The sequence below is a fragment of the Halalkalibaculum sp. DA384 genome, assembly GCF_043951955.1.
Lineage (GTDB): Bacteria > Bacteroidota > Rhodothermia > Balneolales > Balneolaceae > JAMQKA01.
The window spans coordinates 37,598-63,473 of sequence record NZ_JBINJE010000005.1 but is presented as its reverse complement, the minus strand read 5'-3'; the positions used below and the strand labels follow the sequence as shown (position 1 = coordinate 63,473).

Below are 25,876 nucleotides of genomic sequence, written 5' to 3'. Positions count from 1 at the left end.
TTTTTGACAAATTGGGTTCAGCTGGCGGGAGACTCGGCAATTGGCAGGCGTACCGTGAAAACGGAGCCGCGTCCCGGTGTACTCTCGACCTGTAAATCGCCTCCCATCAGCCTGGCTAGCTTCCGGCTGATGGGCAGCCCCAGCCCGAATCCGCTGTCGTTGCCCGTGTGGCTGTTATGCTCTATCTGTACAAAAGGATCAAAAATACGGTCCTGCTTATCGGCACTCATGCCGATGCCGTTGTCTTTAACATAGATATATGCAAATTGATCATCCTGATCCGTATGCAACTGAACGATTCCCCCTCTGTCGGTGAACTTTATCGCATTATAAAGCAGGTTCAACAATATTTGTTGCAGGCGGTCGGCATCAGCATGTACTGTGAGTTCCGTTTTCTGATGACGAATTAATTTAATTCCTTTTTCATCGGCTTTGCGCATGGCCATCATGTATGCCTTTATTATTGCTTCCTCCAGGGAGAAAGGCTCTTTGGCTATTTCAAAATAACCGGTCTCAAGCTTGGCAAAATTGAGGATGTCGTCAGCCAGTCGCCCCAGGTTTTTGCCGGCACTCTTAATAAGACTCAGATATTCTCGCTCCTCATTCCCGGCATTCCCGTTCAGCTCTTCACTCAGCAAATCCACCATTCCCAGAATCGTGTTGAGGGGAGTCCGGAGTTCATGAGATATCATGGAGAGAAACCTCTCCTTCTGCTCACTCTTCTTTTCGGCCTTCTTTTTGGCATGTAGAAGCTGGTCCTCATACTCGGAGCGCCGTTCCACCGGCAGTACCAGGCAGCAATAGAGCGACGAACCGTCTTCAACATCCTTTTTCTCGGCGTTGACCAGTACAGGAATCTTCTCCTTCTCTGCCGAGAGCAGGGAAAGGTAGATCTCCTTTGCATGGTGCTCTATTTTGATAAGCGGGTATAGATGTGTTTGGAAAAAAATCGTTGAACCGGGGGTGAGGATCCGTTTGACATGCGAATTGATCAACTCTGTTTTCTTGTATCCAGTCAGGGTACAGGATCTCTCATTCACCGCTTTTATAATTCCTTCGTCATCAAGCGCCAAAAAACCACCCGGTATGTTGTCTATCATATTTTTCACATTTAATCGGTTTCGGAATTCAAATAGCGATTAATCGACTCGATTGTCTTGGAGGGATGACTCAGGTGCGGACAATGCCCGCTCACCGGAAGCAGGTCAAAGCTGCTGTAGGGAATTTTTTTGTGGATAAATTTGCCCGCTTCTACCGGGGCGATGGCGTCATCGGCGCATTGGATAAGGAGTGTGGGAATCGTGCAGTTTTCCAGGTCATCGCGATTGTCTGACAGAAAGGTGACTTCCGCAAACTCGCGGGCAATCAGCGGGTCGGTGCTGCAGAAGTTTTCTTTCAACTCTTCCGACAGTTCAGGACGATCCCGGTTTTTCATAACCTCCGGTGCGAATGTGGTGGCCCATCCAATGTAGTTTTTCTCCATCAGGTTGAGCAGTTCTTCTATGGTTTCGCGATCAAACCCGCCGTGGTAGTCCGGAGGATCGTTGAGGTAACAGGCTGACGGCCCAATCATTATAAGCCGGTGAAACCGTTCGGGTCGCTGGATGGCAGCGAGCATACCGATCATACAGCTGACCGAGTGCCCGACAAAGATGATGTCATCAAGTTTCATCGCATCCATTATCTCTATGAGATCACGTGAATATCCACCAAGAGAACTGTACCGTTCAGAGTTGTAGGCCTCAACATCAGAATCGCCGGAACCCACATAGTCAAATAAGATAGTTCGGTAGTTTTGCTGAAAATCGGGGACGATGTAGCGCCACATATGCTGATCACAGCCGAATCCATTGCCAAATATCATTGGCTGGTCACCCTCTCCTGAAACATGAACATTATTTCTGGACAAGATGCTCTTATTCATGGAACAGATAAGTGTTTTTTAACTTTTTTAAAAAATCGTAAATATTTGACAGAAACGCATCATTTTTCCTTTGAATGGGATTGAGACTGCCCGCGGGGTAACTCGTCAAAACGACTGGTTTGCTCGTCCGGCGAATGCCCGGGACTCAATGCAATTTTTTTGACTGCAAAAAAAGGTTCTTTTCAAGGCCCTATTGCGATGATTCTGTCGCGGCAGGCGTCACTGCCGATTTTATCCCGTTGTTGCCAGGTAATAAAGTCTTATAATCTTGAGTTCTTTGTAGCTTATGTTGCCGTTCAATTCATCATGAACCGGGCGCAACAGTTCGGTACCCACGGTGCTGTACGCCTCCATTACCTCGCTGATCTGCTGCTCGTCCAGTTCCGTGATTTCAAGGAGTCCGTCGGAACGCAGTGCATGCCCTTCAGAAGCGTATTTTCGCAGGTTGTTCAGAATAGTAGAAAGTTTGACGTCATACGAATTCATAAGTGAGGGAATCGACTTCCCTTTGTTATAGGCATCGCCAACTTCATGGTGACGTTTACGGCCGGTTCGCCCCGAACGATCGGTTCTGTTCGTACTGCCTGAGGATTTCGGTTTTTCCCGGATTCCCTTTTCGTCACAGTAGGCTTCAATAATTTTACTGAATATATCCCCATATTTTTTCAATTTAGCGGAACCGACACCGTGAATTTTCCGCATGTTTTGTTCTCCCTGCGGAAAGTAGTGAGCCATCTCTATGAGCGTGGTATCGGGAAAAATGATATAGGGGGGGACATCGTCTTCGTCAGCAAGTTCCTTTCGTTTTTTTCTCAGCAGCTGGAACAGTTCTTCATCGTAGTCCAGTTGATCCGCCGGTACAGTTTTGCCCGACGACCGGTCAGGGCGATCAGGCTGTTGGGTTTTAACCCGGCCGTACAGGGTAGCCTCTCCCTTGAGCAGATTGACACCCTCCTGTGTAAGTTTGAGGCTCCCGTATTCGGGATCGCGCCTGAGGTACCCGTGGATAACGAGCTGCTGTGCCAGCTTGCTCCACTGTTTTTTGGAGTATTCCCGGCCAATACCATGCGTGGAAAGTTGCTGGTGGCCGTGTTCTTTTACTTTCCTGGCGTTTGATCCGCGCAATATATTGGCGATATGGCTGGCTCCGAATAGTTGTTCGGTGCGGACCACACAAGAGAGAAATTTCTGAGCCGGTACTGTCAGGTCCTCCACCTCCCGGACATCGCCGACACAGTTGTCACACATGTCACAGCTGTCGGAGGGATAGGTTTCTCCAAAATAATCCATTAGCGGAATACGACGGCACGCGTTGTTTTCAATAAACTGGAGCAGGGCGTTCAGGTGCCGGCGTGCCACCCGCTGTTCCTTGCCGCTTTTCTGGTCGATGAAGTACTTTATTTTATTGATATCAGAATAGCTGAACAGCATCAGGCAGTCGGCGCGCAGGCCGTCGCGACCCGCCCGCCCGATCTGCTGGTAATAGGATTCAATATTTTGGGGCATGTCGTGGTGGATGACAAAGCGGACATCCGGCTTGTTAATCCCCATCCCAAAAGCCACCGTCGCCACTATGATATTCACATCATCCCGGATAAAGGCCTCCTGGTGGCGACTTCGTTCATGTTCGGCAAGCCCCGCGTGATACGGGCGGACCGAGTATCCTTCATGCTCCAGGTCACCCGCCAGCTCGTCAACCTGGCGGCGGGAGAAGCAGTAGATGATGCCCGACTGCTTTTTGTGGTTCTCCAGGAAGTCCAGGACCTGCTCCAGCGGCCGATACTTGTCACGGATTTCCAGGAACAGGTTGGCCCTGTTGAAGCTGGCGATGAAGGTCTCTGTCTCCTTGAGCTGCAAGGTAGCCTTGATATCCTGCTGCACGCGGGGCGTCGCTGTAGCTGTAAGGGCAATCGTTACTGCATTCGGAAAGTTGGTGCGCACATCGGCCAGCTGCCGGTATTCCGGCCTGAAATCGTGCCCCCATTCGGAGATGCAGTGGGCTTCGTCAATGGTGAAACACGCGATCTCGAGCGTTTCGAGCAGTCGCATGGTGCGCTCGAGCATCAGTGTTTCAGGGGCCAGGTAGAGCATGGAGACCTCGCCACGCTTTAATAAATTGATATTATGACGGTATTCCCGGGGTGCGAGTGTACTGTTCAGGTATACGGCATTAATATTGAACTGCTCGAGTTGTTCCACCTGGTCCTTCATCAGCGAGATCAGGGGAGAGACAACAATAGTGAGGCCGTCAAAGATAAGGGCGGGAATCTGGTAACACAGCGATTTCCCCCCGCCGGTGGGCATGACCACAAGGGCATCGTTCTTTTGTAACACGTGATCGATAACCTCCTCCTGCAGGGGACGAAAATCCTTAAATCCGAAAATGTTGGTCAGCGCCTCTCGTGCTTTTTGTATCATAACCTGTATTAAGCGTTAATTTTACGGTACAATAATAATGATATAATCCTTCAATTTTTACTTCAAGTTGATGAAAACAGGTTGTTGAAAAACAAGGGATTTTCCAGAGTTAATACGGGGCCAAATCAGAACACCGCAAATCCCAATATGAAAATTTAGAATGCGCGAAAAAAGGGGTTCGGGTAAAATGTAGTTGTGATTTAAGTAGTTGATAATTATCCTTTTAGATCTGCTGGGCAGATGGGAATGTTTGATTAAAGCAGCACATCTGTCCTGACTCAGTACTTAGACTCATCTTCAATATTATTTAACTGCAGGGATTATGTTTGGGATAGAAGCTCTCGAGGTCGTCATCGGTCTTATATTTGTATACCTGCTCTTCAGCTTGTTTGTGAGCATTGTGAATGAAATCATCAACCAGTTCCTGAAGATACGGGGCAAAGAGCTGCGTTTTTCAATAGAACGGATGATCGGGAAAGCCCTGCGCGATCAATTTTACGAGAACCCGAAGATCAACAAGACCAAATACCGTTCGAGCTTTTTTTATGGCACCCCTTTTTGGGGAATTTATTTGTGGATCAGGACAAAGTTTTCAAGAGATATTGACGTCAGGGGCGATGACCTGAAGAAGAAAATTACCAACAACGCCTACCCCTCAGAAATTTCTCCAACTACATTCGCCGATACCCTGATAGAGATTATCCGGGATAAGAAGCAGCGGGACGAGCTGTTCAGGCAAGCGCCGTTTTTGGAAAAAATATATAAACGGGCCGATGGAGAGATTGAGGTCCTCCGCAATGAGATTGAAGACTGGTTCAATGAAATTATGGCGTATACCAGCGAATGGTACAAGCAAAAACTTCGGTATGTATTGCTGGCGCTGGGATTTCTGACCGCCGCGGGTTTCAATGTTGATTCCATTTCAATTTTTAAGACACTGGCCAATAATCCGGAAACGAGGAGAGCGGTTGTGCAGCAGGCCCAGGGATTTATTGAGTCTCACAACCTGGAAGAGGGCGTGGTTGTAGAGGTCACTGTCACAGATACCTCCGGAACCACAGCAATTACCAGCGATACCCTCGAAAACGGTCATGCCATCCGTGATTTCCTGCGGAGCCAGTACGAGCATTGTGGTAACACCGCGGCTTGCGTCGACTCTGTTAATGCCGCGTATCCGACCCTGGCACAGATAAACCGCAGCTATGAAACGATACACGCGCTCGTGCAAGAAGATATTGAACAGGTTTCATCAGTACTTGGACTGGGATGGGGAAACCTGTCCGGCAATACCGGATTTTGGGATTGGGTGTTACGGGTGATCGGCTGGGCCGTAACAGCCGTAGCGATCAGTCTTGGAGCTCCATTTTGGTTCGACCTGTTGAAGAGAGTGATCAACCTCAAGAATGAGATTACAAAAGGAAAAGATACCGCAACCCAACCTAAGTAAGTATGCGTAAAACCTATCGCTATAAAGACCTGGAATTTCCGGTTGCAGATGATGAGGATGTGCAGCTTACAGTGGAGTTCGTTTCCGACGGAAACATGGTGCAAACCGTGATAAATACGCCCGGGGACAATGATCCCGAAATTGAGGGAGAAGGTACAAGGCTCCTTGGCAAGGGGATGGACCTGCGCGATACCCAGACGATCTGTTTTTCAGATGTGGCAAATCCTGTACCCGAAGAGGATCATGTTCGAATCAACTATAAAATCAATGACAAGCTGATTGTTGAGCACTCGAATGAAAAGTCGGAAGAGGAGCGTCCCTACATTGTACTGGCAATTAAATTTCCCAACAAATGAGACGTCTTGTCTTTGTTCTGGTCATTAGTTGTTTGGCATCGGTTGCATTTGCACAAGATCGTCTTGAGGATATAACCGCCCCGAGCTCTCCAGCCTCGGCATTAATTGGTGTGCAGCCCCAGTCCGTGCTCTCTCCCAAATCCTATAGCGCCCTGGAAGCAGCTCTTTTTTCCAATTTTCTCAACAGCAGGGGCGAAACAGTCCTGCCTAACGATTTTGGTATCGAGTTCACCCCGTACTGGGCCAGTGACCACAGCCTGAGCATCGAAGAATATCTCTACCCGCAAAATGTCTGGAGCGGTCAAATAGTGCGAAATTCCTCTTTTTCGATGGCCACGACCCAGAATTTTCGTCTTGCAGACAGTACTGCCACCAGCGGGTTAAGCGCTGGATACCGCACCACCCTTTATATTGGGAATAAAAAAGATCGCGAGGTAATAGACCGATTTCGCCGGCAGATAGCGAAAAATCAAAAGGTGCAGGCCAGGATCGGGGCCGGGGCCAATCAGCTGGTTTTTCAACCGGAGATCCAGAGCAGGTCAGATTTTATCGGGGCCATCCGCCCGGTGATAGCGGATGCACTTGAGGATCTGTATATGGTGGATTCCACACAGCTGATTGAGGCTCAGGTTAACACCATATTGGCCGACAGTAGCACACTTCCGACCTATAACAGCGACGTGGATGGGTTTTTGGATGCCTTTATGAATATGGTGGACCAGAACCTGACGGAAGCGGACAGGAAGCTGAATGCACAGCAGGTGTTTGATAATTTTAAAGCCTATATTAAAAACCGGCAGGGATTTTCGTTGGATGTGGCTTATGGATTTTTTCTGAATTTTCCCGCCAATAACTTCAGCTCGGCGGTGGCCCCGCGTCATGCACTTTGGGTCACCCCTTCCTACCGGTTTAAAGATGATATGAGCAGATTGAAGCTCATGGGGGTATTCCGTTTTGAGACCTACAATACCGGTTATTACAAAGAGTACTTTCCCACCTCCGAGGTATTTGAGCATAATTTTGATTACGGGATCGCCGTTGCGGGAGATTTCGACCGCTTCTCTTTGCAAATAGAGGCCGTGGGACGAAGTGGAAACGCGCTCATCCCGGCTGGCAGGGATCAGCAAGGCAACCAGCTGTTTCGCAAAGCTGGCCGCTCCGATTTTCAGGCAATCGGGACCTTCGTGTATCGCCTGAACGATCGGTTGGCACTGACCTACAGCCTTGGAGACAGCTTCGAGTCGACCGTTAATTCGGAAAATACCCTGGTTTCCCTGCTCTCACTCAATTTCGGTTTTGGAGGACCTACACGGGAGGATATAAGTGAGTAGGCCAAGGCGCCCTATTGGCTGCCTTTGGTGTGCGCGACGCGGCTATTATGGATGTATTGACAGGCCAGCTACCCTCCACAGGGAAAGCTGTCGTTTCGGTCATTGAGCAGGATTCCGACGCTCCGGGAGACCCCGGGGAGCATACCTTGTATCCTTTTGGCTATGGATTGAGCTACGAACCCGGATTATTCACGAATAATATTCATTGATACCATACATCAGTGTTTAAAAATTAGGTTAGCTTGTAGTAAAGAAAGATATTTGATTTTATCCTTTTCCCGGCACGGCGGATTTTTTCTTTGTGCTTGGTTGAAGTTGAGATAGCTCATTCAACGTATAGGAATACGTTTCACTCACTATTTCAACTTCGTCATGCAGATGAAAAAATATTGGTGAATAATCCAGGCTAAAAAGCCATTGTTTTAAAGAGGGTTTTGCAAAACCCTCACTTCTTCGTTCCGAGGGAGTTGTACTCCCGTTAAAGTCACCAAGGTCGGTAGTACAACTACCTCCCAACAAAATAGCAGGTTCTGCAAAGGTCTCTTAAAGTTTATACAGGTTTTCCAAGTTCGTTATATAAAGAGGCTGTTAAACTTCAATTTTGGATCAAATACAACGAAAAACTTAATTTATCGGACAAGTCAATATTTTACATGCCTTTAACAGTCATGCCATGTTTATATACAGATTTCTGGTTATAGCGTTCATTTTACTGCTCTTTATTCAGGTGGATGTCAATTTTGCCCAGGGTAATAGTGAGATTCCTGCAACAAAAATCGATGAACCGGTTTCAATTAATGGCATGCTGGACGAGGCTATTTGGAAAGAGGCACAACCGGTTACCGGGTTTCAGCAGTTTGAACCGAATGAGGGTTCCCCCGCCTCCCAACGTACTGAAGTCCGGGTGTTGTACGGAGAGGGGAATGTTTATATAGGGGCGATACTCCATGATCAAAGGCCATCCGAAATACAACAGACGCTGGGCCGACGGGATGAGTATAATCAGGCCGACTGGTTTCTGGTATCTATTGATTCATACTTTAACAAACGAACTGCTTACACATTTGGACTGAATGCTGCCGGGGTCCAGTTTGATGCTCTTCGTTCGGGAGGCGGTGGCGGGGGAGGGGATGCCCCGCCCGGCATGGATCCTTCCTGGGATGCGGTGTGGGAATCCGCCGTTTCGGTTAACGATGAAGGCTGGGTTGTGGAGATGAGAATTCCCAACAGCATGTTGCGTTTTCCTGATACCGATCTCCAGACATGGGGTATCCATTTTACCCGCCGCATTCCGAGGCTGGGGGAAGTAGTAGAGTGGCCACTGGTTTCCCGGGCGGACCGATCTAACCTGGTGGCCCGGTTCGGCCGGTTGACTCAAATCGAGAATATTGAGCCGAAACCCAATATCCAGGTGAGGCCCTATACCGTTGCCGGACTCACCTCGCAGGAGAGCCTGCAGGATCCCGGCCGGGCCGATGTCAGTACAAATATGGACCTGGGTGGAGATCTCAAGATCGGTCTTGGACCGAACATTACCCTCGACGCCACGATCAACCCGGATTTCGGACAGGTGGAATCCGATCCGGCGGTGCTCAATCTTACAGCGTTTGAAACTTTTTTTGACGAGAAGCGACCCTTTTTTATTGAAGGGATACAGATTTACGAATTTTCCGTGGGACCCGGTGAACTGCTGTATACCCGTCGGATCGGTGCAGAGGCACCCATTATCGGGGCGACAAAGCTGTCTGGCCGAACCGAAAGTGGAACTTCTTTTGGTATTCTCGGGGCCACTTCGGGCAGTGATTTTGACCCGAGCCGCAATTACGGGGCGGCACGGGTACGCCAGCAGATCGGCTCCGTTTCAGAGGCCGGAGCGATAGTAACCGGCTATGATGCTCCTTCGCCCGACGGTACCGGGCGGATTCAAACTGCCAGCGGGGGAGTTGACTGGGATATTCGTTTCCTTGACAACCGCTACGGGGTGGAAGGGTTTTCGGCCTTTACCCACCGAAACTGGACAGCCCCGGGCCGAAGCTCCAGCACCGGGATGGCCGGGAAAGTCTGGCTCCGAAAGCGCCAGGGTATCCTAAACGGTTTTGTTGGGCTGGATCTGTTTGGGGATGAATTTGATCCCAACGATATCGGCCAGCTAAGGGAGAATAATTTTATCGCCAATCTATACCGGTTAGAATACCAAATCAACAGGGGGGAGCCATTCGGACCCCTGCGACGTGCTGACGTCGAAGCATTTGGCATTCAGCAATTTTCCTATGACGAGAGGCTCAATTTGGGATTCTCACTTGAACTTACGTCTTCCTGGATGACCATGGAGTTCCAGGAAATCGAGTTTGGCATGAATATCGAACGCCCGTTTGGAGGATATGACCTGTTTGAAACGCGTGGACTGGGTCCCTGGGCACGGCCTGCCTCCTACCAGCTTGTGGGGGAATTTAACACCGACGAACGCCGTCAGTGGCAGGTACAGCCAGAGGCATCCTACACCTGGCATGAAGATGGAGGACAGGGATATGCTTTTGGGTTCTGGGGCGACTGGAATATCGGGACCCGGTTGAACCTGTATGCGAACCTGGAGGGGGAATGGGAAGAAGATGTCACGGCCTGGGCTTCCAACGAGTCGTTCCGATATACCGGCTCCGAGTGGGAGATTGGAGAGCGCTCGGCCTCGCCGGATCAGCTTGCCGACGGTGAGTACAGAACACTGGAGAACCAGGGCCGCCTGAATACCATTTTTGCAAATATTTCACCTTATAACGGCAACGCCTGGTACACCCCGGTATTTGGCCGGCGCGACACCCGCTCGCTCGATCTCACCCTGCGCAGCGACGTAACCTTTACCCCAAAACTTTCGCTGCAACTCTACAGTCAGCTGTTTTTAGCCCGGGGGCGTTACCAGGATTTCAAGATTATGCAGGACTGGGACCAACTGGCAGGATATTCGTCCTACCCGAAGCGATCAGAGTTCTCGTTGAGTAGTCTTCAGTCAAACGTCGTACTGCGCTGGGAATATCAGCCGGGTTCCAATATCTATCTGGTTTGGACCCACGGTCGTCAGTTGCGGGAAAGCCTGAATCCCCTGGCTCCGTACGGCCGCTCCCCGTATGGGCGTTCTATCAGTCAACGTATCAACGATACCTTTGAGATCTTTCCCGAAAATGCTCTGCTGCTGAAGATAGAGTACACCTTTTTGTATTGATCAAGAGAGAAGTCCAGGTTGCGGCAAGGCGGAGGGAACGCAAAAAAATCACCTGATGATTATTGCGTTTTTTCCGGTAGAAAATGAACAAGGAAAGTGGATGAAAAGGCCCCGACAAGAAATAGGGCTGTTCTCCCAATCGAGATGTTCCCTTTGGCTTGATCCCAAAGTGATCCCTGTATCCGGAAAAGAGCAACCTTGACTTTTTGCCCCCTCCTCAACAAAAAAAGATCCACCCCGAAGTTGTCAGGATGGATCTTGCGATTTGAAGTATAAAAGGCAATCCTACTTGCTCAGGTACAGGTTCTTGAACTCGTACGGCTTTTTGAAGTGCTCGTCGTTGAAATCTTCGGCAAAGTAGATTGTTTCACCGGTCGACTTCATCTCGGGTCCCAGTTCTTTCTTGACTTCCGGGAATTTGTTGAAGGGGAATACCGGCTCCTTGATCGCCCACTTGGTCAGCTTGGATTTGAGATCTTCTTCCGGGAAGTCTTTGAGCTTGGCCCCCAGCATCACCTTCACCGCAATACGCGCCTCTGGCCGCTGTGTGGCTTTGGCCAGGAACGGGATGGTACGGGTAGAGCGCGGGTTGGCCTCAAGTACATATACCTGGTCCCCTTTTACGGCATACTGCACATTCAGGAACCCGATAATGCCCATGTTGCTGGCGATCTTTTCGTGGTACTCCTTGATTTTATCGAGGGCAGTATCGCTCAGGGAGTAGGTCGGGATTACCGCGGTAGAGTCGCCCGAGTGGACGCCCGCCGGTTCAATATGCTGCATGATGCCGGCGATATGCAGCTGGTCGCCGTCATAAACCGCATCTACATCCACCTCAACCGCATCTTCAAGGAAGCGGTCGATCAGGAAGTCGTTTTCCGGGTGGGTTTTCAGGATCGATTCGGTATATCCCCTGAGTTCTTCCTCTTTGATAGCGATGCGCATACCCTGCCCCCCGAGTACATAGCTGGGACGAATAAGGACCGGGTAGCCGATCTCCCGGGCCACATCCAGGGCGCCTTCGACTGTTCGGGCGGTGCCGTAGTCCGGGAACGGGATATCGAGTCGTTCAAGAAAGTCGGAGAATGCACCGCGATCTTCGGCAAAATTGATCTTTTCGAACGGCGTTCCGAAAATCTTGATGCCCTCCTCTACAAAGCGCTTGCCGAGCTTGAGTGCGGTCTGCCCGCCCACTTGCAGGATCACGCCCTCCGGCTGTTCATACTCGATAATATCGAGCACGCGCTCCCAGTACACCGGTTCGAAGTATAGCTTGTCCGCAATATCGAAGTCGGTGGAGACGGTCTCGGGATTACAGTTGACCATAATCGCCTCGTAGCCCATCTCCTGGACGGCTGCTACAGCATGCACACAGGTATAGTCAAATTCAATACCCTGCCCGATGCGGTTTGGTCCGCTGCCGAGGATCAGCACCTTTTTCCTGTCGGAGACTTCGCTTTCGTTTTCGCCCTCGTATGAAGAGTAGAAGTAGGGAGTCTCGGCGGGAAACTCGGCCGCACAGGTATCCACAACCTTAAAGACCGGCTTGAGTCCGAGCTCTTTTCGTCTTTCCCGTACATCATATTCACTTACCGGGCCGTTACTCTGGCTCAGCATCCAGGCGATCTGGGTATCGCTGAAACCGGCTTGTTTAAGCTCGTAGAGGTCGTCTTTGCTGATGCTGTCCAGCGACTGGCCCTCTGTTCGGTTTTCGAGTGAAACCATGTACCGGATCTGCTGGAGGAACCAGGGGTCGACCTTGGTAATATCGGCAATTTCTTCAACCGAGGCTCCCAGCTTGAAGGCGTGACGTATATTCAGGAGCCGGTCCCAGTACGGTTTCATGAGGCGTTCCCGCACGGTTTTACGGTCGATCTCCTCGTATCCGTCAGCCCCGAGACCGGCACGACCGATTTCGAGCGACTGCCAGGCTTTGTTAAGGGCTTCCGGGAAGTTTCGCCCGATCGACATCACTTCGCCCACCGCCTTCATCTGGGTGGTCAGTTCTTCATCCACGCCGGGAAATTTATCGAAGTTGAAGCGGGGCGCCTTTACAATGACATAGTCGATGGAGGGTTCAAAGCAGGCGGAGGATACGCCGGTGATCGGGTTTGGAAGTTCGTGCAGGTCGTAACCGACCGCGAGCTTGGTTGCAATTTTGGCGATCGGGTAGCCGGTGGCCTTGGAGGCCAGGGCAGAGGAGCGGCTGACGCGCGGGTTGATCTCAATCGCCACAAAACGGTCGGAGCCCGGTTCCACGGCAAACTGCACGTTACACCCCCCGGCAAACTCGCCGATGGAGTTCATCATCTTTATGGCGGCATCGCGCAGCATCTGGAATTGCTTGTCGGTCAGCGTCTGGGAGGGGGCCACGGTCACCGAGTCACCGGTGTGCACGCCCATCGGGTCGATATTCTCCACGGTACAGACAATGACGACCGTGTCGTTGGGATCGCGCAGCAGCTCCAGCTCGTACTCTTTCCACCCGAAGATGCTTTCCTCGATCAGCACCTGGTGAACGGGACTCAACTCCAGCCCCCGCAGGACCTTGCGTTCAAACTCATCCTCGCTCCAGACGATACCGCCCCCGTCGCCGCCCATCGTAAAAGAGGGGCGGATGACAATCGGGAGGCCGCCCAGCTCTTCGGTAATCTCCTTGGCCTCCAGCAGGGAATCGGCGATGCGGCTGTGGCACTGCGGAATGTCGATCTCGTCCATCAGGTCGCGGAACGCCTGCCGGTCTTCGGTGATCTCGACAGCGTCGATGTTGACACCGATGATCTCGATGCCGTTTTCTTCCCAGAAGTTTTCCTGCTGCAGGTCCCGCGTCAGGTTTAGTCCGGTTTGCCCGCCCATGGTGGGGAGAACGGCATCAGGAGATTCCTTTTCTACAATTTCCTTGATAGAATCGGTAGTCAGCGGTTTCAGGTAGACCTCGTCGGCCATAAGGGGGTCGGTCATGATGGTGGCCGGGTTCGAGTTGATAAGCACGACCTCGTAGCCGTCTTCCATCAGTGAGCGACATGCCTGTGATCCGGAATAGTCGAATTCGCAAGCTTGTCCAATTACGATGGGTCCTGAACCGATAATGAGAATTTTGTGGATGTCGTCGCGTCTTGGCATTTTATTTTTTAGGGTTCTGTTCTTTTGATCAAATTTGGATTTATGTGAGGCACAGGTCGGTTGGAGCGCTACAGGCCCGCGCCCGTGTGGTTGCGGACTGGTCTAAACCAGCTCTTCCTTATGCTCCCGGATCATATCCAGGAATTGGTCAAAGAGATAGGAAGAGTCGTGCGGGCCGGGAGACGCCTCCGGGTGATATTGCACGGAGAATCCCGGAAAGTTTTTAAAACGGAGGCCCTCAATGGTATCGTCATTCAGGTTCACATGGGTGATTTCCACTTTTGATTCGTCGAGTGCATCTTCGTCTACGGCAAATCCGTGGTTCTGCGTGGTAATCTCCACGTTCCCGGTTTCCTGGTTTTTCACCGGCTGGTTGGCTCCCCGGTGGCCGACATACATTTTCATGGTCGGGATCCCTTCAGAGAGGGCCATCAGCTGGTGCCCCAGGCAGATGCCGAACATCGGCTTGCCGGTCTCCTTGGCATATTTGACGGTTTCGAGGGCGTACTGGCTGGTGGCATCGGGATCGCCGGGTCCGTTACTGAAGAAAAAGCCATCGGGATTCCATTCCTCGATCTCATCGATGTAATCCCCTTTGGCGGGAAAAATACGCAGTGTGCACCCGCGCTTGTTCAGGTTGTTGATAATATTCTGTTTGATTCCGTAATCAAAAGCGGCCACTTTGTAGGGACCGTCGCTGTGGATGGTCTGCGGTTCCTGCCGGGTTACCTTGGTGGCCAGTTCCAGCCCTTTCATCTGTGGCCATTCCCGGGCTTTTTTAACAAGTTTTTCTTCATCCAGTTCTTCCGACGAAATGACCGCATTCATGACGCCCTTGGCCCGTATGTGGCGTACCAGTTTGCGGGTGTCGACACCGGTGATGCCAACGAGTTCATTTCGTTTCAGGTATTCCTGAAGGCTGCCGTCGGCCTGGGGATTGCTGAACTCCCATGAAAACGAGCGTACAATGAGTCCGGCGATCATCACTTTTCGGGCTTCATCGTCGCGGCTCATGGTGCCGTAGTTTCCGATATGGGGATAGGTCATCATCATAAGCTGCCCGTAGTAGCTGGGGTCGGTAAATATTTCCTGGTACCCGGTCATGCTGGTGTTGAAACAGAGTTCACCACCGGTGGTACCTTTCTTGCCGATGGCGTATCCATGTTCGACGGTACCGTCGGAAAGTGCAATTATGGCTTTATCGCGAGGGTAAAGGGACATTATCTTTGATGGAGTGTTGTTAACGGGTTGCGGTTTATATCTAAAAAAAATCCGACAACAAAAAATGTGTCGGATTGAGAGAAAGAAGGGTGAAGTGTGTTGATCAAAAATTTTTTGAAAAGAGAAGCCCAATGCTTTAAAAAGCATGATTTGGGTATCGCATCCGGCTTCATTTTATAAAACAAATGCAGGTCGTTTTGAGTGTTCACGTAATTAAGTCCAAAACTGGTCAAATATATAAACTCCCTACTCTATATTCAACGCATTTTTTAAAAACGTGGAGACTCGCTTTTAGAGGGTTTTAGGGAGGAGGGAATACTCGATTTGTCGTTTTTAAGACGTTGTACGTCTGCTTGCCCCCCCCCCCCAGTAAAATCAACTCCCAACAAAGCAGGAGGTTCTATACCACCCTTTACCTGATCTGTCTGTGCAGTGCGGTAGTATCCGTGTTCACACGTCAGTGAAAGGTCGAGATCCGGGATCTGGCGTGACACCAGCAGCGGGTTGGTAAAACTCCTTTCGCTGGTGGAATTGCTGTTATACCGAACTCGGCGTACTTTTCACGGAGTGCCGAGTTATCCTCTTTACAATGAGCCTGTAAGCCGATGACTGATGATATTTCCCGTTCATCCCTCGAAAAAGAATCCAGCTCCGGAAGCTATCCGCTGTATATCCTTGCGGGTCAGTCGAATATGGACGGCATGGGATTTGTCTCGGAACTGCCCCCCGATCTTAACCGCACGCAGGAGAATGTCCTTATCTACAATCCCAACCGCAAAGATGACGGGGAGCCGCCAGAGGATATCGGACGATGGGTGGAGCTTGGTCCCGGTCACGGGTACGGGCACCGTTTTACCAGGAATGAGGAGGGGGAGATGAGCCTCCCCTCCGGCCGCTTTGGTCCGGAGCTGGCATTTGCAGCTCGTATTCGTACCCTCCATGCAGGCCGGGGAGTGGCTCTTTTAAAATACGCCAGGAGTGGCTCCTCCATTCACCCGGAGACGCCTGATGACTGGGGTTGCTGGGATCCGGATGTTGAGGATGTCAACCAGTGGACACATTTCAAATATCACTATCGGCGGGCAGTTTCCCGCGCCGGTCGTGACCGGGATGGAGAGGTCCTGAAGTTGAGCCCGGCCGGTATACTTTGGGTGCAGGGAGAGAGTGACGCTGCTTATACAAAGGAGATCGCGGAGGCATATGAGGAAAACCTGGAAAAGATCATTGGTCGCATGCGAAAGCTGACGGGCCATCCCCAGCTTCCGGTTGTCATCGCCGGTGTTTCAGAAACCGGCCGGGAAGAGGGGCGTCCGGCCCTGCCGTGGGCGGGTATTGTCCGGCAAGCCCAGGAAAAGGTGGCAGGTAATGATGCCTGTGCGGCCTTTGTTCGCCCCCCGGAAGGGCACGGATGGATCGATCCCTGGCATTACGACAGCCAAACATATATTGAGCTGGGCCGGCGAATGGCGGAGGCGATGGCTGAACTGGTCTCATAATCAGGGGAGAACTGGCGTCACACAAAGGGAATCAGTGAGAGGACTCCAGCTGCTGAAATCATGAGTACGAGCCATATCAGGGACTTGCTTTTCCTGAATCCCGCCCAAAAGACAAAGAGGCCCGCTTTGACAAAAGTATTGGCAATTACTGCAATTATGATGCCTGATACCGCAACCTGGGGATCGGTTTCATTTTGTGCCATGCGGGAGAGGGAGAGCGTAATCGCATCGACATCCATCAGCCCGGAAAAGAGAGCCAGCAGGTATATCCCCTGATTGCCGTACCACTTTTCCATCGCCGTTGCCAGCAGCAGGATAAGTCCCAGCAGCAGTCCAAATTGGATAGCTGTGAAAAGCTGGAGTGGGTTTTTCAGTTCAAGGGTCGGTTGGTCCCGGGATAACTCCTTGTGGCGACTCCATAGCCAAATCCCACCACCCGCGGTCAGTACCAGCATTACTGCGAGCGGGATCCAGAGGGGATGCAACAGCTCTGCATTTACGATGGCGACCTCAACAGCCACCCTGACGAACATGATGGAAGAAGCGACCAGCACCCCGGCGATAAAGATAGTGCTGAGCGCCTGTTTTTGCTGGCGTGCAAACTGGGCCAGGCTGAGCGTAACCGCTGTGGAGGAGGCCAGTCCCCCGGTGATCGAGGTCAACAGGGTGCCCAGCCGTTCTCCCTTGTACTTGATAAGAACATATCCGGCAAACGAAAGGCCCGAAATAAGCACCACCATCCACCATATCCAATAGGGATTAAGGGTTTCCCAGGGACCGTAGCCCCTGTTGGGAAGGAGAGGCAGGAACAGAACGGAGATGACCAACAGTTTGATACCGGCATAGATTTCTTTGACCTCAATCATGCGAAGCCATCGGTGCAGTACCGGTTTTAGGCTGAGAAGAACCATCACCAGTACGGCCGCTCCAAGGGCATAAATACGATAGTCACTGGTTGCCCAGGCACCCAGAGCAAACGTCAGCAAGAGTGCTATTTCGGTGGTAATACCGACATCCTTGTCTTCGCGGACGGTGGCTTCAACCATATAGGAGGTGACAATGAGGGCCGCAAGGGCCAGCAGGATCACCCCCAGGAACCAATCCGCGATATAGTGGGTCATCTCGGCGGAAAGTCCCCCGAGAAGTCCCACAAGGCTGAAGGTCCGGATTCCGGCCACGCGGTCTCCTTCATCCTCCTTGCGCCCGGTCCACCCGCGCTCAATACCGATGAGCAGTCCCACACCGAGGGCCGAAAGCAAGTTCCACAGTACCGCCGCTTCTGTTTCCATCTATAATACCGATTTACATTTGATGATCGGGAGTTTTGGTTTTCCCCATCGCTGATTTAAATCCGGAATATATGCGCGTTCGTTCTGTCTCCGGTTATTGTGCAATAAAATGATGAAGGTCGGATTATTATACCGAATGCCGAGGTTAAGAATAGTAAGGAATCTTTGCAGAACCTGCTATTTTGTTGGGAGGGGTTGTACCACCGACCTTGGTGACCTTTAAACGGGAGTACAACTTCCTCAGAACGAAGATTTTAGGGTTTTGCGAAACCCTAAGTAAAATAAAGCTTCTGCGGTCAACCTGTGAATTTTTCCGGGTCGGGCGTCAAAAGGAGCAGGGCAAGCAGAGCCGTGCGCCGGACCGTCTCTTCCAGGAATATTTTTTCATCCGGACTGTGTGCTCCTTCGCCAACGGCTCCGAGGCCGTCCAGGGTGGCGGCATGCTGGCTGGTCAGGTTGCCGTCCGAAGCACCGCCGGAAGTGGCTTGTTTGAGCTCCATCCCCAGCAAGCGGCCGTGGGCTTTGGCGGTGTGCCATAACCGGCGATTACGCTCGTTTTGGGTCATCGGCTCGCGGCCGAATCCTCCCGAAATATCTACCGATACCTCCGGGGTGGAGGGGGACAAGTTTTTGATTGCTTCTTCAATTTTCCGGGCATCTTTCTTGTTCAGGACGCGGACGTCGACATCAGCCGAGCTTTCCGGGGCCACTACGTTCGTTCGGATACCCCCGTCAACTTTGCCCACGTTGACGGTAATGCCGTGTTCCGGGTCATTTAGCTGAAAAAGCTGCTGGATCAGGTACGAAAGTTCGAGGATCGCGCTCCGTCCCTTTTCCGGTTCCAGTCCGGCGTGGGAGGATTTCCCGGTAACCCGCAGTACAAAGTGTCCCACTCCCTTGCGGCGTGTTTTAATCCTCCCGTCCCTGCCCATCGACGGTTCAAGTACAAACACCCGATGTACGACCCGGGCCAGCCAGGTGATCCGTTTTTTGGAATCGGTACTGCCGGTTTCCTCGTCTGAATTTATGAAAAGGATCGGTTGAAGAGGCGGATCGATACCGAGTTCTTTTAGCACTTTCAGGGCTGTCAGCATCATGGTGACGCCGGCTTTCATGTCGTAGATGCCGGGACCGGTGATGACATTTCCATTCCGGGCGAACGGCATGCTCTCTAGGGTTCCCGCCGGCCAGACGGTATCGATATGGCCAAGCATCAGCTGGTACCCGCCTGCCTGGGGGGGCGATGGCCGCGCATAAAGCTGTCCTCCGCTGGTATCCCCCGGGTAAACCGAGCTCGTAAAGTTCAGGTCGGTCAATACACTCTGGATCTGCTCGAACAGGGTGCGGTGTGAATGCGGCTCGTGGGGTGGTGTTTCTATCTTTACCAGCTGCTCCAGCAGGTCCAGGAACCAGGATTCCTCCTCCTGGCAGGTTTTTAAAATACGTGTTGCCGTATCTTGATCAACCATCGATTATTTCCTGAATTTTTTCGGGAATGGGAATGCCTGCGATTCATCCACGACCGCAAAACGCCCCGGGTTCAGGTAGGCCATGAGAGGATGATTATAGATCAATTCATTGTCGTCACGTGCATTTTTCCGGATATAGTCCTCATCAGCATGCGCCTTCACCACTTCACCCAGGATAAGGCTGTTCTCCCCAAAACCGTCAATAATGTTGTGCAGTCGGCATTCAAGATAGAAGTATCCCTCTTTTAGGAAGAAGGGCGCCACGGTTGATGCCGCAAAACGCGGGATGGTTTCAAGCTCGGGCTTGGTATCATCCTCCCGGCGCCGGGTGGCGGTCAGGCTGGTAAAAATGACTTGATCGGGTTTGGGATAGGTAACCGTAAACTCGTCAAAATTCCTGATATTCTGGTAGGTACTGTGGGCCGGGGTGCAGACAAATCCGAAATAACGATCCCACCCTACCGGGAACGCCATATGTTTTGGAGCAAAGTTTGGGGTTTCCTCGTCGTCCATTGACCCGATGATTACAAGGGGATGCACGGTAAAGACGTGATCCCAGAGCGTTTCCAGGTCAAGGGAGACGGTTGACTGATCATTGTTTTCCATAGTGATGGGTGTTTGAGTTACCGCTGTATGATGTTTTCAAGATCCCAGATTTCGTGCAGGCCCAAAATGTGCAGTACTTCGAAAAAGATTTTCGGGGGATTTTTCAGTCGCACTCTGGTGCGACCTTGGAGCAGCTTGTGGATGAATATGACAGCCTCGGTATTAACAAATCGTGCTTGCTGAAGGTCAATATGCAGCTCTTCCCGCCCGTCCCACAATGTCTTGATTTCTCGCACTGCATTCAGGTTGAAATCGCTTTCAAGTTGTACGGTCAGTCGACTATTGCTCCTGGTATACTGCATTATATTCATCCTTGATAAAGGTTTTTATGTTCCGGGCCGTATCCGAATAGACCTCAATCAGGTCAAAATTGATCGGAACCAGGAGTTTCTGCATGCGGAGGTAGTCCTGCTCCCGGTGGTTCATCGGCATCAGGCCCGCAAAAATGAACCGGTTCCTGCGAAGCCACTCCACGGCCTCGCTGTTGGGGGAATCCTGCAATGGAATATCGAAATAGATGGCGTGGAGGTCCACCTCTGCCAGGCTGCGCATCATGCTTTCGGCGGCAGTAATAAACTGGTTGCCGATACTGGAGACCACCACGGTGGCCGTCTTGTTTTTATAGGTGAATTCCAGATTCATCTCGGTCTCGCTTTGGCCTTGCGGGCCGGGAGTTGCGGGTTCTTCCAGAGTGCAGGTTTCTTCAAACTGCCGGTAGATCTGGCGGAGGATTCCGCGGTAACGGTCCGGCAGAACAATGGTCCGGTTCCACTGGTCGACCAGTGGCAGGAAATCGACCAGGATCGATTTGGGCTGGGTGTTGCCCGCAGTACTATCCTGGTGCCCGGAGCCGCGGGTGACCGCCACCAGCAGTGCCGTGCTGCCAAACCCGAAGGAGTGGTTCACTTTCTGGCTGATCGTGTGGACGGTCAGTGCGAGCCCATACAGGCCCTGGAGGCCCCTCTCTCTGCTCATTTCGATCAGTCTGCCCATCATCCGTTTCATCAGCCCCTGTTTACGGTGTGGCGGAGAAACGACCGCTTCTCCCACTTCGCCGACCAGGGAGTCGGGGGCTTTGATAACGGCAAAATAGCCTGCCGGTCGGCCGCTGCCCGTTCGCACGATGGTACCGAACTTCTTCCCGTGCTCAATCGCCAGCTCATTCTGTTTCGGGAAATAGAGGTCTTCCTTGCTGTAGGAGTAGTCGTATGACCGGTAGATGAGTTTGGCAATATCTTCGGCATCTTCTTTGGTTACCGAGTCTAAGGTGTATTCTGTTTCTTTCTGCTTTGGGGCGTCGGGCCCGGCAGTCTCCTCCTTTTGTAAGTTCGAGTAGCTCTGTTCTGTCAGCTGCTTGGCCAGCCGAAACTCCTTGCCGTCACGGCCACGGTTCAGGAAGAGGAAATGATCGGTCAAATTGCGAACCAGTTCCAGCCCGGCCCCTTCAAAATCACCGCTGTCCAGGGCTTTCTTCCGCGAGTATTGGTAGTTGTCGGGGGCGAACGGCTCCCCGGACTCCTGTATGATAATCTCGAGCTGAGGAAGAGAGTAGCGAAACCAGAGCTCCATGTAACCGTCGGTATCGGGATAGGCGAAAAGAATCATGTCGGTCAGCAGTTCATCCACCGCAAGGCTGAATCGTGCGGCTTCATCCGGCTGCATCCCCATGCTGGTGCACCATTTGTAGGTAAAGTCGGTCACCGGCTCAATCGCCTTTATGTGAGCTTCCAGGTATAAATAAGCTTCCATTCAGAATTCTGAATCTTTATGATTTTGTTGTACTGCCGTTTTTTTGCAATTCCAGTCCCCTCCCCATTTCCCCTGGCTGTTCCCCAATGTACAGTTAAACAATTCATGAGGAAAAAGAACCAGGAAAATCATGAAGGATTATGATTGAACCGACACTTCGAAGTACGAAATTAAACAGAGCGAGGTTGTATTATGCGACATCTGTTTTTCCGGTATCAGCGCTCAAGGGTTGCCCCGGGCTGATCTGTTTTATTGACACTAACAATAGGTGATAGACAGACAAAGGTTAAGCATGCTATTCCCGACCTCATTGTGGGCGTTTCCCCTACTGTGGTGATCGGTTCCTTTCCAGCAGAGAGCGGGCAAAAAGTTAACCGCAGAATACATTAAATTAAAGCTGCCTGAATCGGGGAAAAATACCAGAAAATCGACACCATTGATGACTGACAAACCAGATATAAATGATGAGCCCGGGAGACACCTGCAGATTCCGAAACGCAATTTACTGCTCCTTTCGGTCGGGTCTGCGGTTGTGTACTTGTTGCTGGCCTGGCTCATATTCTATTTTTTTCACAAAACTGAACTTGTTTCTGCATTTGAACACGGCTTCTCTTTAAGTAACCAGTTGTGGACCGGTGGGGTTGCGGGAGGTGCGGGGGCTGCAGTCGTCACGTTCCTGATGAAAAGGCCGCCGGTCGCCGGCGTCCTTGACGACTTCTACATTGTTCGGGCCCTTAAAAATACGCCGTTGACAAAGTTTGACTGTGTTCAGCTCTCCCTGTTTGCCGGGACAGGGGAGGAGCTCCTGTTCCGCGGAGCCATTCAGCCCCTGGTTGGCATTTGGGTCACGTCTGTGATCTTTGTCGGTATCCACGGCTACTTCAAATTTCAGAAACCAGGACATTGGGTCTTCGGTGCCATGATGTTTGGTCTCAGCATGGGACTGGGATATCTATTTGAATATGCGGGTCTGGCTGCGGCGATGACAGCTCATGCCGTATATGATCTGATTATGCTGTACCTGGTGGCCGATGGATCTATGAGTCGATCCGGGCAAACGCCGTGAGGGCACGGTTTTGTTAACAGGGACCTTTGCAGAACCTGCTATTTTGCTGGGAGGTGGTTGCACCACTTTGCAGGTCTTTTAAATGGGAGTACAACTCAGAACGAGGAACTGAGGATTTTTCAAAGCTCTCTGAAATGAGATTTCACAAACGTTTAATCAGACACATAATTTAGAATATGTATTATGGAATCAAGGATTACACGCCGCGAGCTGTTAAAGCGCCTGGGAGTGACCGGCATCGGGCTAATGGTTCAGCCTTTTCAACCATTGTTTAGCCGGGAAACCACCATGCGCAGAAGAAAAATCCCCTCTTCCGGAGAAGAGATACCGGTCGTAGGTCTGGGTACATGGATCCAGTTTGACGTGGGCAAGTCAGAATCGGAGCGGAGACCCCTTCGCGAAGTCCTCAGGCTGATGGCCAAAGAGGGAGGCAAGGTGATCGACTCATCTCCGATGTACGGCCGTGCGGAAACGGTTATTGGCGACTTGACAGCCGATCTTGGAATCGCTGATGAATTCTTCTATGCCACGAAGGTGTGGACTACCGGCCGGCAGGCGGGTATCAGCCAGATGGAGACCTCGATGCGGCGTATGCGCCGGGATACGATCGACCTGATGCAGGTACATAACCTGCTGGACTGGCAAACCCACCTGCTGACCCTTAAGGACTGGAGAGAACAGGGGCGGATTCGGTATATCGGGGTGACGCATCATACCGTATCGTCACACAGCCGCCTGGAAGAGATCGTTAAAACAGAAGATATAGATTTCGTGCAGTTTAACTATTCGATTCGAACCCGCAGTGCGGAGCGCAACCTACTCAACACGGCACGAGAACATGGAGTGGCGGTCCTTGTCAACGAGCCGTACGAGGGCGGGTCACTGTTTGGGGCTGTAGGCGGCAGGAAGGTTCCCACCTGGGCTGAAAGGGAATATGATATCAACAGCTGGGGCCAGTTCTTTCTCAAATATATTCTTTCCCATCCGGCGGTAACCTGTGTCATCCCGGGCACTTCCAATCCGGAACACCTGGTGGACAACATGGGGGCAGGGTACGGGCGACTGCCGGATGAGGAAGGGCGGGAGAGAATGGTAGATTTTATGGAAGATTTGTAGGCGAATAACTTGCAAAGCCCTCTGGATGGAATAGAAAAGCTCCTCAAAATAGGTAATTTTAAAAGGGCCGTTGCCCGGTAACTAACTGCCTCAGCTTATTTGTGGTCGTTGATAATTTTTTCCAGAGGACCGGCCTGTACAACGCCGGCCTGTCTCCATTTTATCTCCCCGTTTTTAAAAAGGATCAGGGTGGGTACGCTGCGGACCTGGTATTTCATGGCTGCCTGCTGGTTCGCATCAACATCAACCTTGATGATCATGGCATCATCGCCAACCCGTTTTTTGAGATCCTTGAGGATCGGCTTCATCATCTTGCAGGGACCGCACCAGTCGGCATGGAAATCAACCAGGACCGGGGTGTCGCTGTTGATTAAATCGGTGAATGAGGTTGTTTTTTTATCCGTTTCCATAATGTCGATGTTAAATAAAAATTGATATTTCTTTCGTGGTAAAGTATGATGATTTGGAATAAGCTGCTGCGGTTGAAACCGAGCCCCGCATGACGGTGAAAATCCTACAATATGCGATACGTATGTGTAAAAAATTAGGATCGGTTACTTAATTTTTATCAGAGGGTTTTGCAAAACCCTCAATTCCTTGGTCTTAGGGAGTTGGACTCCCGTTAAAGGTCAATAAAGTCGGTAGTAGAACTACCTCCCAACAAAATAGCAGATTATGCACAGGTCTCTATCATTATAGACGAATATAATATAGTTGGAATAATTTTTACTAAAGCAGAAATTGCCAAATAATGAAACAAAATATTCCACGGTTGCTCATTGTCGGGTATGTATGGCCCGAGCCCAACTCTTCGGCTGCTGGCCACCGGATGATGCAGCTGATCTCCATATTCAAAGAGCACGGATGGAAAATCACCTTTGCCAGTTCCGCCACCGAGAGCGAGCACGCTGCAGACTTGCAAGAACGGGGCATTGACACTCAGCCGGTGGAGATTAACAGTTCCGGTTTTGATACCTTTCTTGAGAATCTGCAACCGGACGTCGTGATGTTTGACCGGTTTGTGGTTGAAGAGCAGTTTGGGTGGCGGGTGGCCGAGCACTGTCCCGGTGCCCTCCGAATCCTGGATACGGAAGACCTGCACTGCCTGCGCCGCGCCCGAAGAAGAGCGATACTTGAAAACCGGCCTTTTTCCGAAGTCGACTTGTTGGAGGATGAGGTGGCGAAGCGGGAAATTGCCAGTATCCTGAGATGTGATCTCTCGCTGATTATCTCTGAATACGAAATGAAGCTGTTGACAGACCATTTCCAGGTGGATGAATCGCTGCTCCATTACCTGCCGTTTTTGCTGAATCCCATTGACCAGGCCCAGGTCGAGGAATGGCCCACCTTTGACGACCGCGCCCATTACATTACGATGGGGAATTTTCGTCACCCGCCGAACCGGGACGCTGTCCAATTCCTTAAAACAGAAGTCTGGCCTCGCATCAGGAGCAGGCAGAAAAAGGCGGTACTGCATGTGTACGGGGCCTACCCGTCCCGGCAGGTAACGGATTTGCATGAACCCCGAGAGGGATTCCACATAAAGGGACGGACCCCGGACGCCCGGGCGGTGGTCCGTAGCGCCAAAGTTTGCCTCGCCCCGCTGCGATTTGGCGCGGGACTAAAAGGAAAGCTGGTGGAGGCGATGCAGTGCGGCACCCCAAGCGTTACGACCCCGGTAGGGGCCGAAGGCCTCAACGGAGAAAAGGAGTGGCCGGGAGCGGTAGCACAAAGTTCGGAGGAGATAGCCGCCGCTGCTGTTCGGCTGTATACCAACCGGTCTGCCTGGGAAAAGGCCCAGTTAACCGGCCTGGAAATCGTTAACACCCGTTTTGGAAAGAGCAGGTTTGAACCGGCCTTTACAGACCGGATCCAGCACGTAAGGGAGAACCTGGAAAAACATCGGCGGCATAATTTTACGGGGAGCATGCTGATGCATCACACAATGGCCAGCACCCGGTATATGTCGAAATGGATTGAGGCCAAAAACAGGATGTAAGAGTTTAATTGTGTTTTTTTATGCAGGTTAAAGCTCGGTGGAATATTCTGTT

The 25,876-nt window shown here is 51.4% G+C and carries 20 protein-coding genes; 9 read left to right on the top strand and 11 right to left on the bottom strand.

What is annotated here, in order from left to right; all coding sequences use genetic code 11:
* Nucleotides 1–17: 17 nt before the first annotated feature.
* From ACG2E4_RS04640 to recQ, 3 genes are all read right to left on the bottom strand, one after another.
* Entirely contained in the window at nt 18–1,100 is a 1,083-nt protein-coding gene (locus ACG2E4_RS04640) for a PAS domain-containing sensor histidine kinase (protein WP_395275844.1), read from the bottom strand.
* Between the two features lie 11 nt (nt 1,101–1,111).
* The gene (locus tag ACG2E4_RS04635; RefSeq protein ID WP_395275843.1) at nt 1,112–1,924 is read right to left on the bottom strand and encodes an alpha/beta fold hydrolase; all 813 of its coding nucleotides are present in this window, start codon (nt 1,922–1,924) and stop codon (nt 1,112–1,114) included.
* A 231-nt stretch (nt 1,925–2,155) separates the two neighbouring features.
* Nucleotides 2,156–4,342 (bottom strand): DNA helicase RecQ, encoded by a 2,187-nt coding sequence (recQ, locus tag ACG2E4_RS04630; protein ID WP_395258344.1) that lies wholly within the window; start codon nt 4,340–4,342, stop codon nt 2,156–2,158.
* A gap of 322 nt (nt 4,343–4,664) precedes the next feature.
* Between recQ and ACG2E4_RS04625 the strand changes: the two genes are divergently transcribed.
* The 5 genes from ACG2E4_RS04625 (at nt 4,665) to ACG2E4_RS04605 (ending at nt 10,690) form a co-directional block, all read left to right on the top strand.
* Nucleotides 4,665–5,789, top strand: coding sequence for a hypothetical protein (locus tag ACG2E4_RS04625; protein ID WP_395275842.1), 1,125 nt, complete (start codon nt 4,665–4,667; stop codon nt 5,787–5,789).
* 2 nt (nt 5,790–5,791) lie between these two features.
* Nucleotides 5,792–6,145 (top strand): hypothetical protein, encoded by a 354-nt coding sequence (locus ACG2E4_RS04620; protein WP_395275841.1) that lies wholly within the window; start codon nt 5,792–5,794, stop codon nt 6,143–6,145.
* Nucleotides 6,142–7,476, top strand: coding sequence for a hypothetical protein (locus tag ACG2E4_RS04615; protein WP_395275840.1), 1,335 nt, complete (start codon nt 6,142–6,144; stop codon nt 7,474–7,476). Before ACG2E4_RS04620 ends, ACG2E4_RS04615 begins: the two co-directional genes overlap by 4 nt.
* Nucleotides 7,477–7,523: 47 nt before the next feature.
* Nucleotides 7,524–7,685, top strand: coding sequence for a hypothetical protein (locus ACG2E4_RS04610; RefSeq protein WP_395275839.1), 162 nt, complete (start codon nt 7,524–7,526; stop codon nt 7,683–7,685).
* Nucleotides 7,686–8,149: 464 nt separating this feature from the next.
* Complete coding sequence (locus tag ACG2E4_RS04605) at nt 8,150–10,690, top strand: DUF5916 domain-containing protein (protein WP_395275838.1); 2,541 nt, start codon at nt 8,150–8,152, stop codon at nt 10,688–10,690.
* Between the two features lie 285 nt (nt 10,691–10,975).
* On the opposite strand, the gene carB is transcribed toward ACG2E4_RS04605, so the two are convergent.
* Together carB and carA are read right to left on the bottom strand one after the other, a co-directional pair.
* The gene (gene carB, locus ACG2E4_RS04600; RefSeq protein ID WP_395275837.1) at nt 10,976–13,813 is read right to left on the bottom strand and encodes a carbamoyl-phosphate synthase large subunit; all 2,838 of its coding nucleotides are present in this window, start codon (nt 13,811–13,813) and stop codon (nt 10,976–10,978) included.
* A 102-nt stretch (nt 13,814–13,915) separates the two neighbouring features.
* On the bottom strand, nt 13,916–15,034 hold the full coding sequence (carA, locus tag ACG2E4_RS04595) for a glutamine-hydrolyzing carbamoyl-phosphate synthase small subunit (protein WP_395275836.1): 1,119 nt from the start codon (nt 15,032–15,034) through the stop codon (nt 13,916–13,918).
* Between the two features lie 605 nt (nt 15,035–15,639).
* On the opposite strand from carA, the gene ACG2E4_RS04590 reads away from it, so the two are divergent.
* Nucleotides 15,640–16,530, top strand: coding sequence for a sialate O-acetylesterase (locus tag ACG2E4_RS04590; protein WP_395275835.1), 891 nt, complete (start codon nt 15,640–15,642; stop codon nt 16,528–16,530).
* Nucleotides 16,531–16,547: 17 nt separating this feature from the next.
* Here the strand turns inward: ACG2E4_RS04590 and ACG2E4_RS04585 are convergent, their stop codons facing one another.
* The 5 genes from ACG2E4_RS04585 to ACG2E4_RS04565 all read right to left on the bottom strand — a co-directional run bounded on the left by ACG2E4_RS04585 (nt 16,548) and on the right by ACG2E4_RS04565 (nt 21,643).
* A complete protein-coding gene (locus tag ACG2E4_RS04585) occupies nt 16,548–17,819 on the bottom strand; it encodes an MgtC/SapB family protein (protein WP_395275834.1) in 1,272 nt (423 codons plus the stop codon).
* 296 nt (nt 17,820–18,115) lie between these two features.
* The gene (locus ACG2E4_RS04580) at nt 18,116–19,288 is read right to left on the bottom strand and encodes a M20 family metallopeptidase (RefSeq protein WP_395258322.1); all 1,173 of its coding nucleotides are present in this window, start codon (nt 19,286–19,288) and stop codon (nt 18,116–18,118) included.
* 3 nt (nt 19,289–19,291) lie between these two features.
* Complete coding sequence (locus tag ACG2E4_RS04575) at nt 19,292–19,894, bottom strand: flavin reductase family protein (protein WP_395275833.1); 603 nt, start codon at nt 19,892–19,894, stop codon at nt 19,292–19,294.
* A 17-nt stretch (nt 19,895–19,911) separates the two neighbouring features.
* A complete protein-coding gene (locus ACG2E4_RS04570; protein ID WP_395275832.1) occupies nt 19,912–20,196 on the bottom strand; it encodes a hypothetical protein in 285 nt (94 codons plus the stop codon).
* Entirely contained in the window at nt 20,174–21,643 is a 1,470-nt protein-coding gene (locus tag ACG2E4_RS04565; protein WP_395275831.1) for a GNAT family N-acetyltransferase, read from the bottom strand. The genes ACG2E4_RS04570 and ACG2E4_RS04565 overlap by 23 nt, the downstream gene beginning before the upstream one ends.
* Before the next feature lie 439 nt (nt 21,644–22,082).
* Between ACG2E4_RS04565 and ACG2E4_RS04560 the strand changes: the two genes are divergently transcribed.
* On the top strand, nt 22,083–22,709 hold the full coding sequence (locus ACG2E4_RS04560) for a CPBP family intramembrane glutamic endopeptidase (RefSeq protein ID WP_395275830.1): 627 nt from the start codon (nt 22,083–22,085) through the stop codon (nt 22,707–22,709).
* A gap of 183 nt (nt 22,710–22,892) precedes the next feature.
* The gene (locus ACG2E4_RS04555; RefSeq protein ID WP_395275829.1) at nt 22,893–23,825 is read left to right on the top strand and encodes an aldo/keto reductase; all 933 of its coding nucleotides are present in this window, start codon (nt 22,893–22,895) and stop codon (nt 23,823–23,825) included.
* 95 nt (nt 23,826–23,920) lie between these two features.
* Here the strand turns inward: ACG2E4_RS04555 and trxA are convergent, their stop codons facing one another.
* A complete protein-coding gene (trxA, locus tag ACG2E4_RS04550) occupies nt 23,921–24,235 on the bottom strand; it encodes a thioredoxin (RefSeq protein WP_395258311.1) in 315 nt (104 codons plus the stop codon).
* Between the two features lie 341 nt (nt 24,236–24,576).
* Between trxA and ACG2E4_RS04545 the strand changes: the two genes are divergently transcribed.
* Nucleotides 24,577–25,824 (top strand): glycosyltransferase, encoded by a 1,248-nt coding sequence (locus tag ACG2E4_RS04545; RefSeq protein ID WP_395275828.1) that lies wholly within the window; start codon nt 24,577–24,579, stop codon nt 25,822–25,824.
* Nucleotides 25,825–25,876 lie beyond the last annotated feature (52 nt).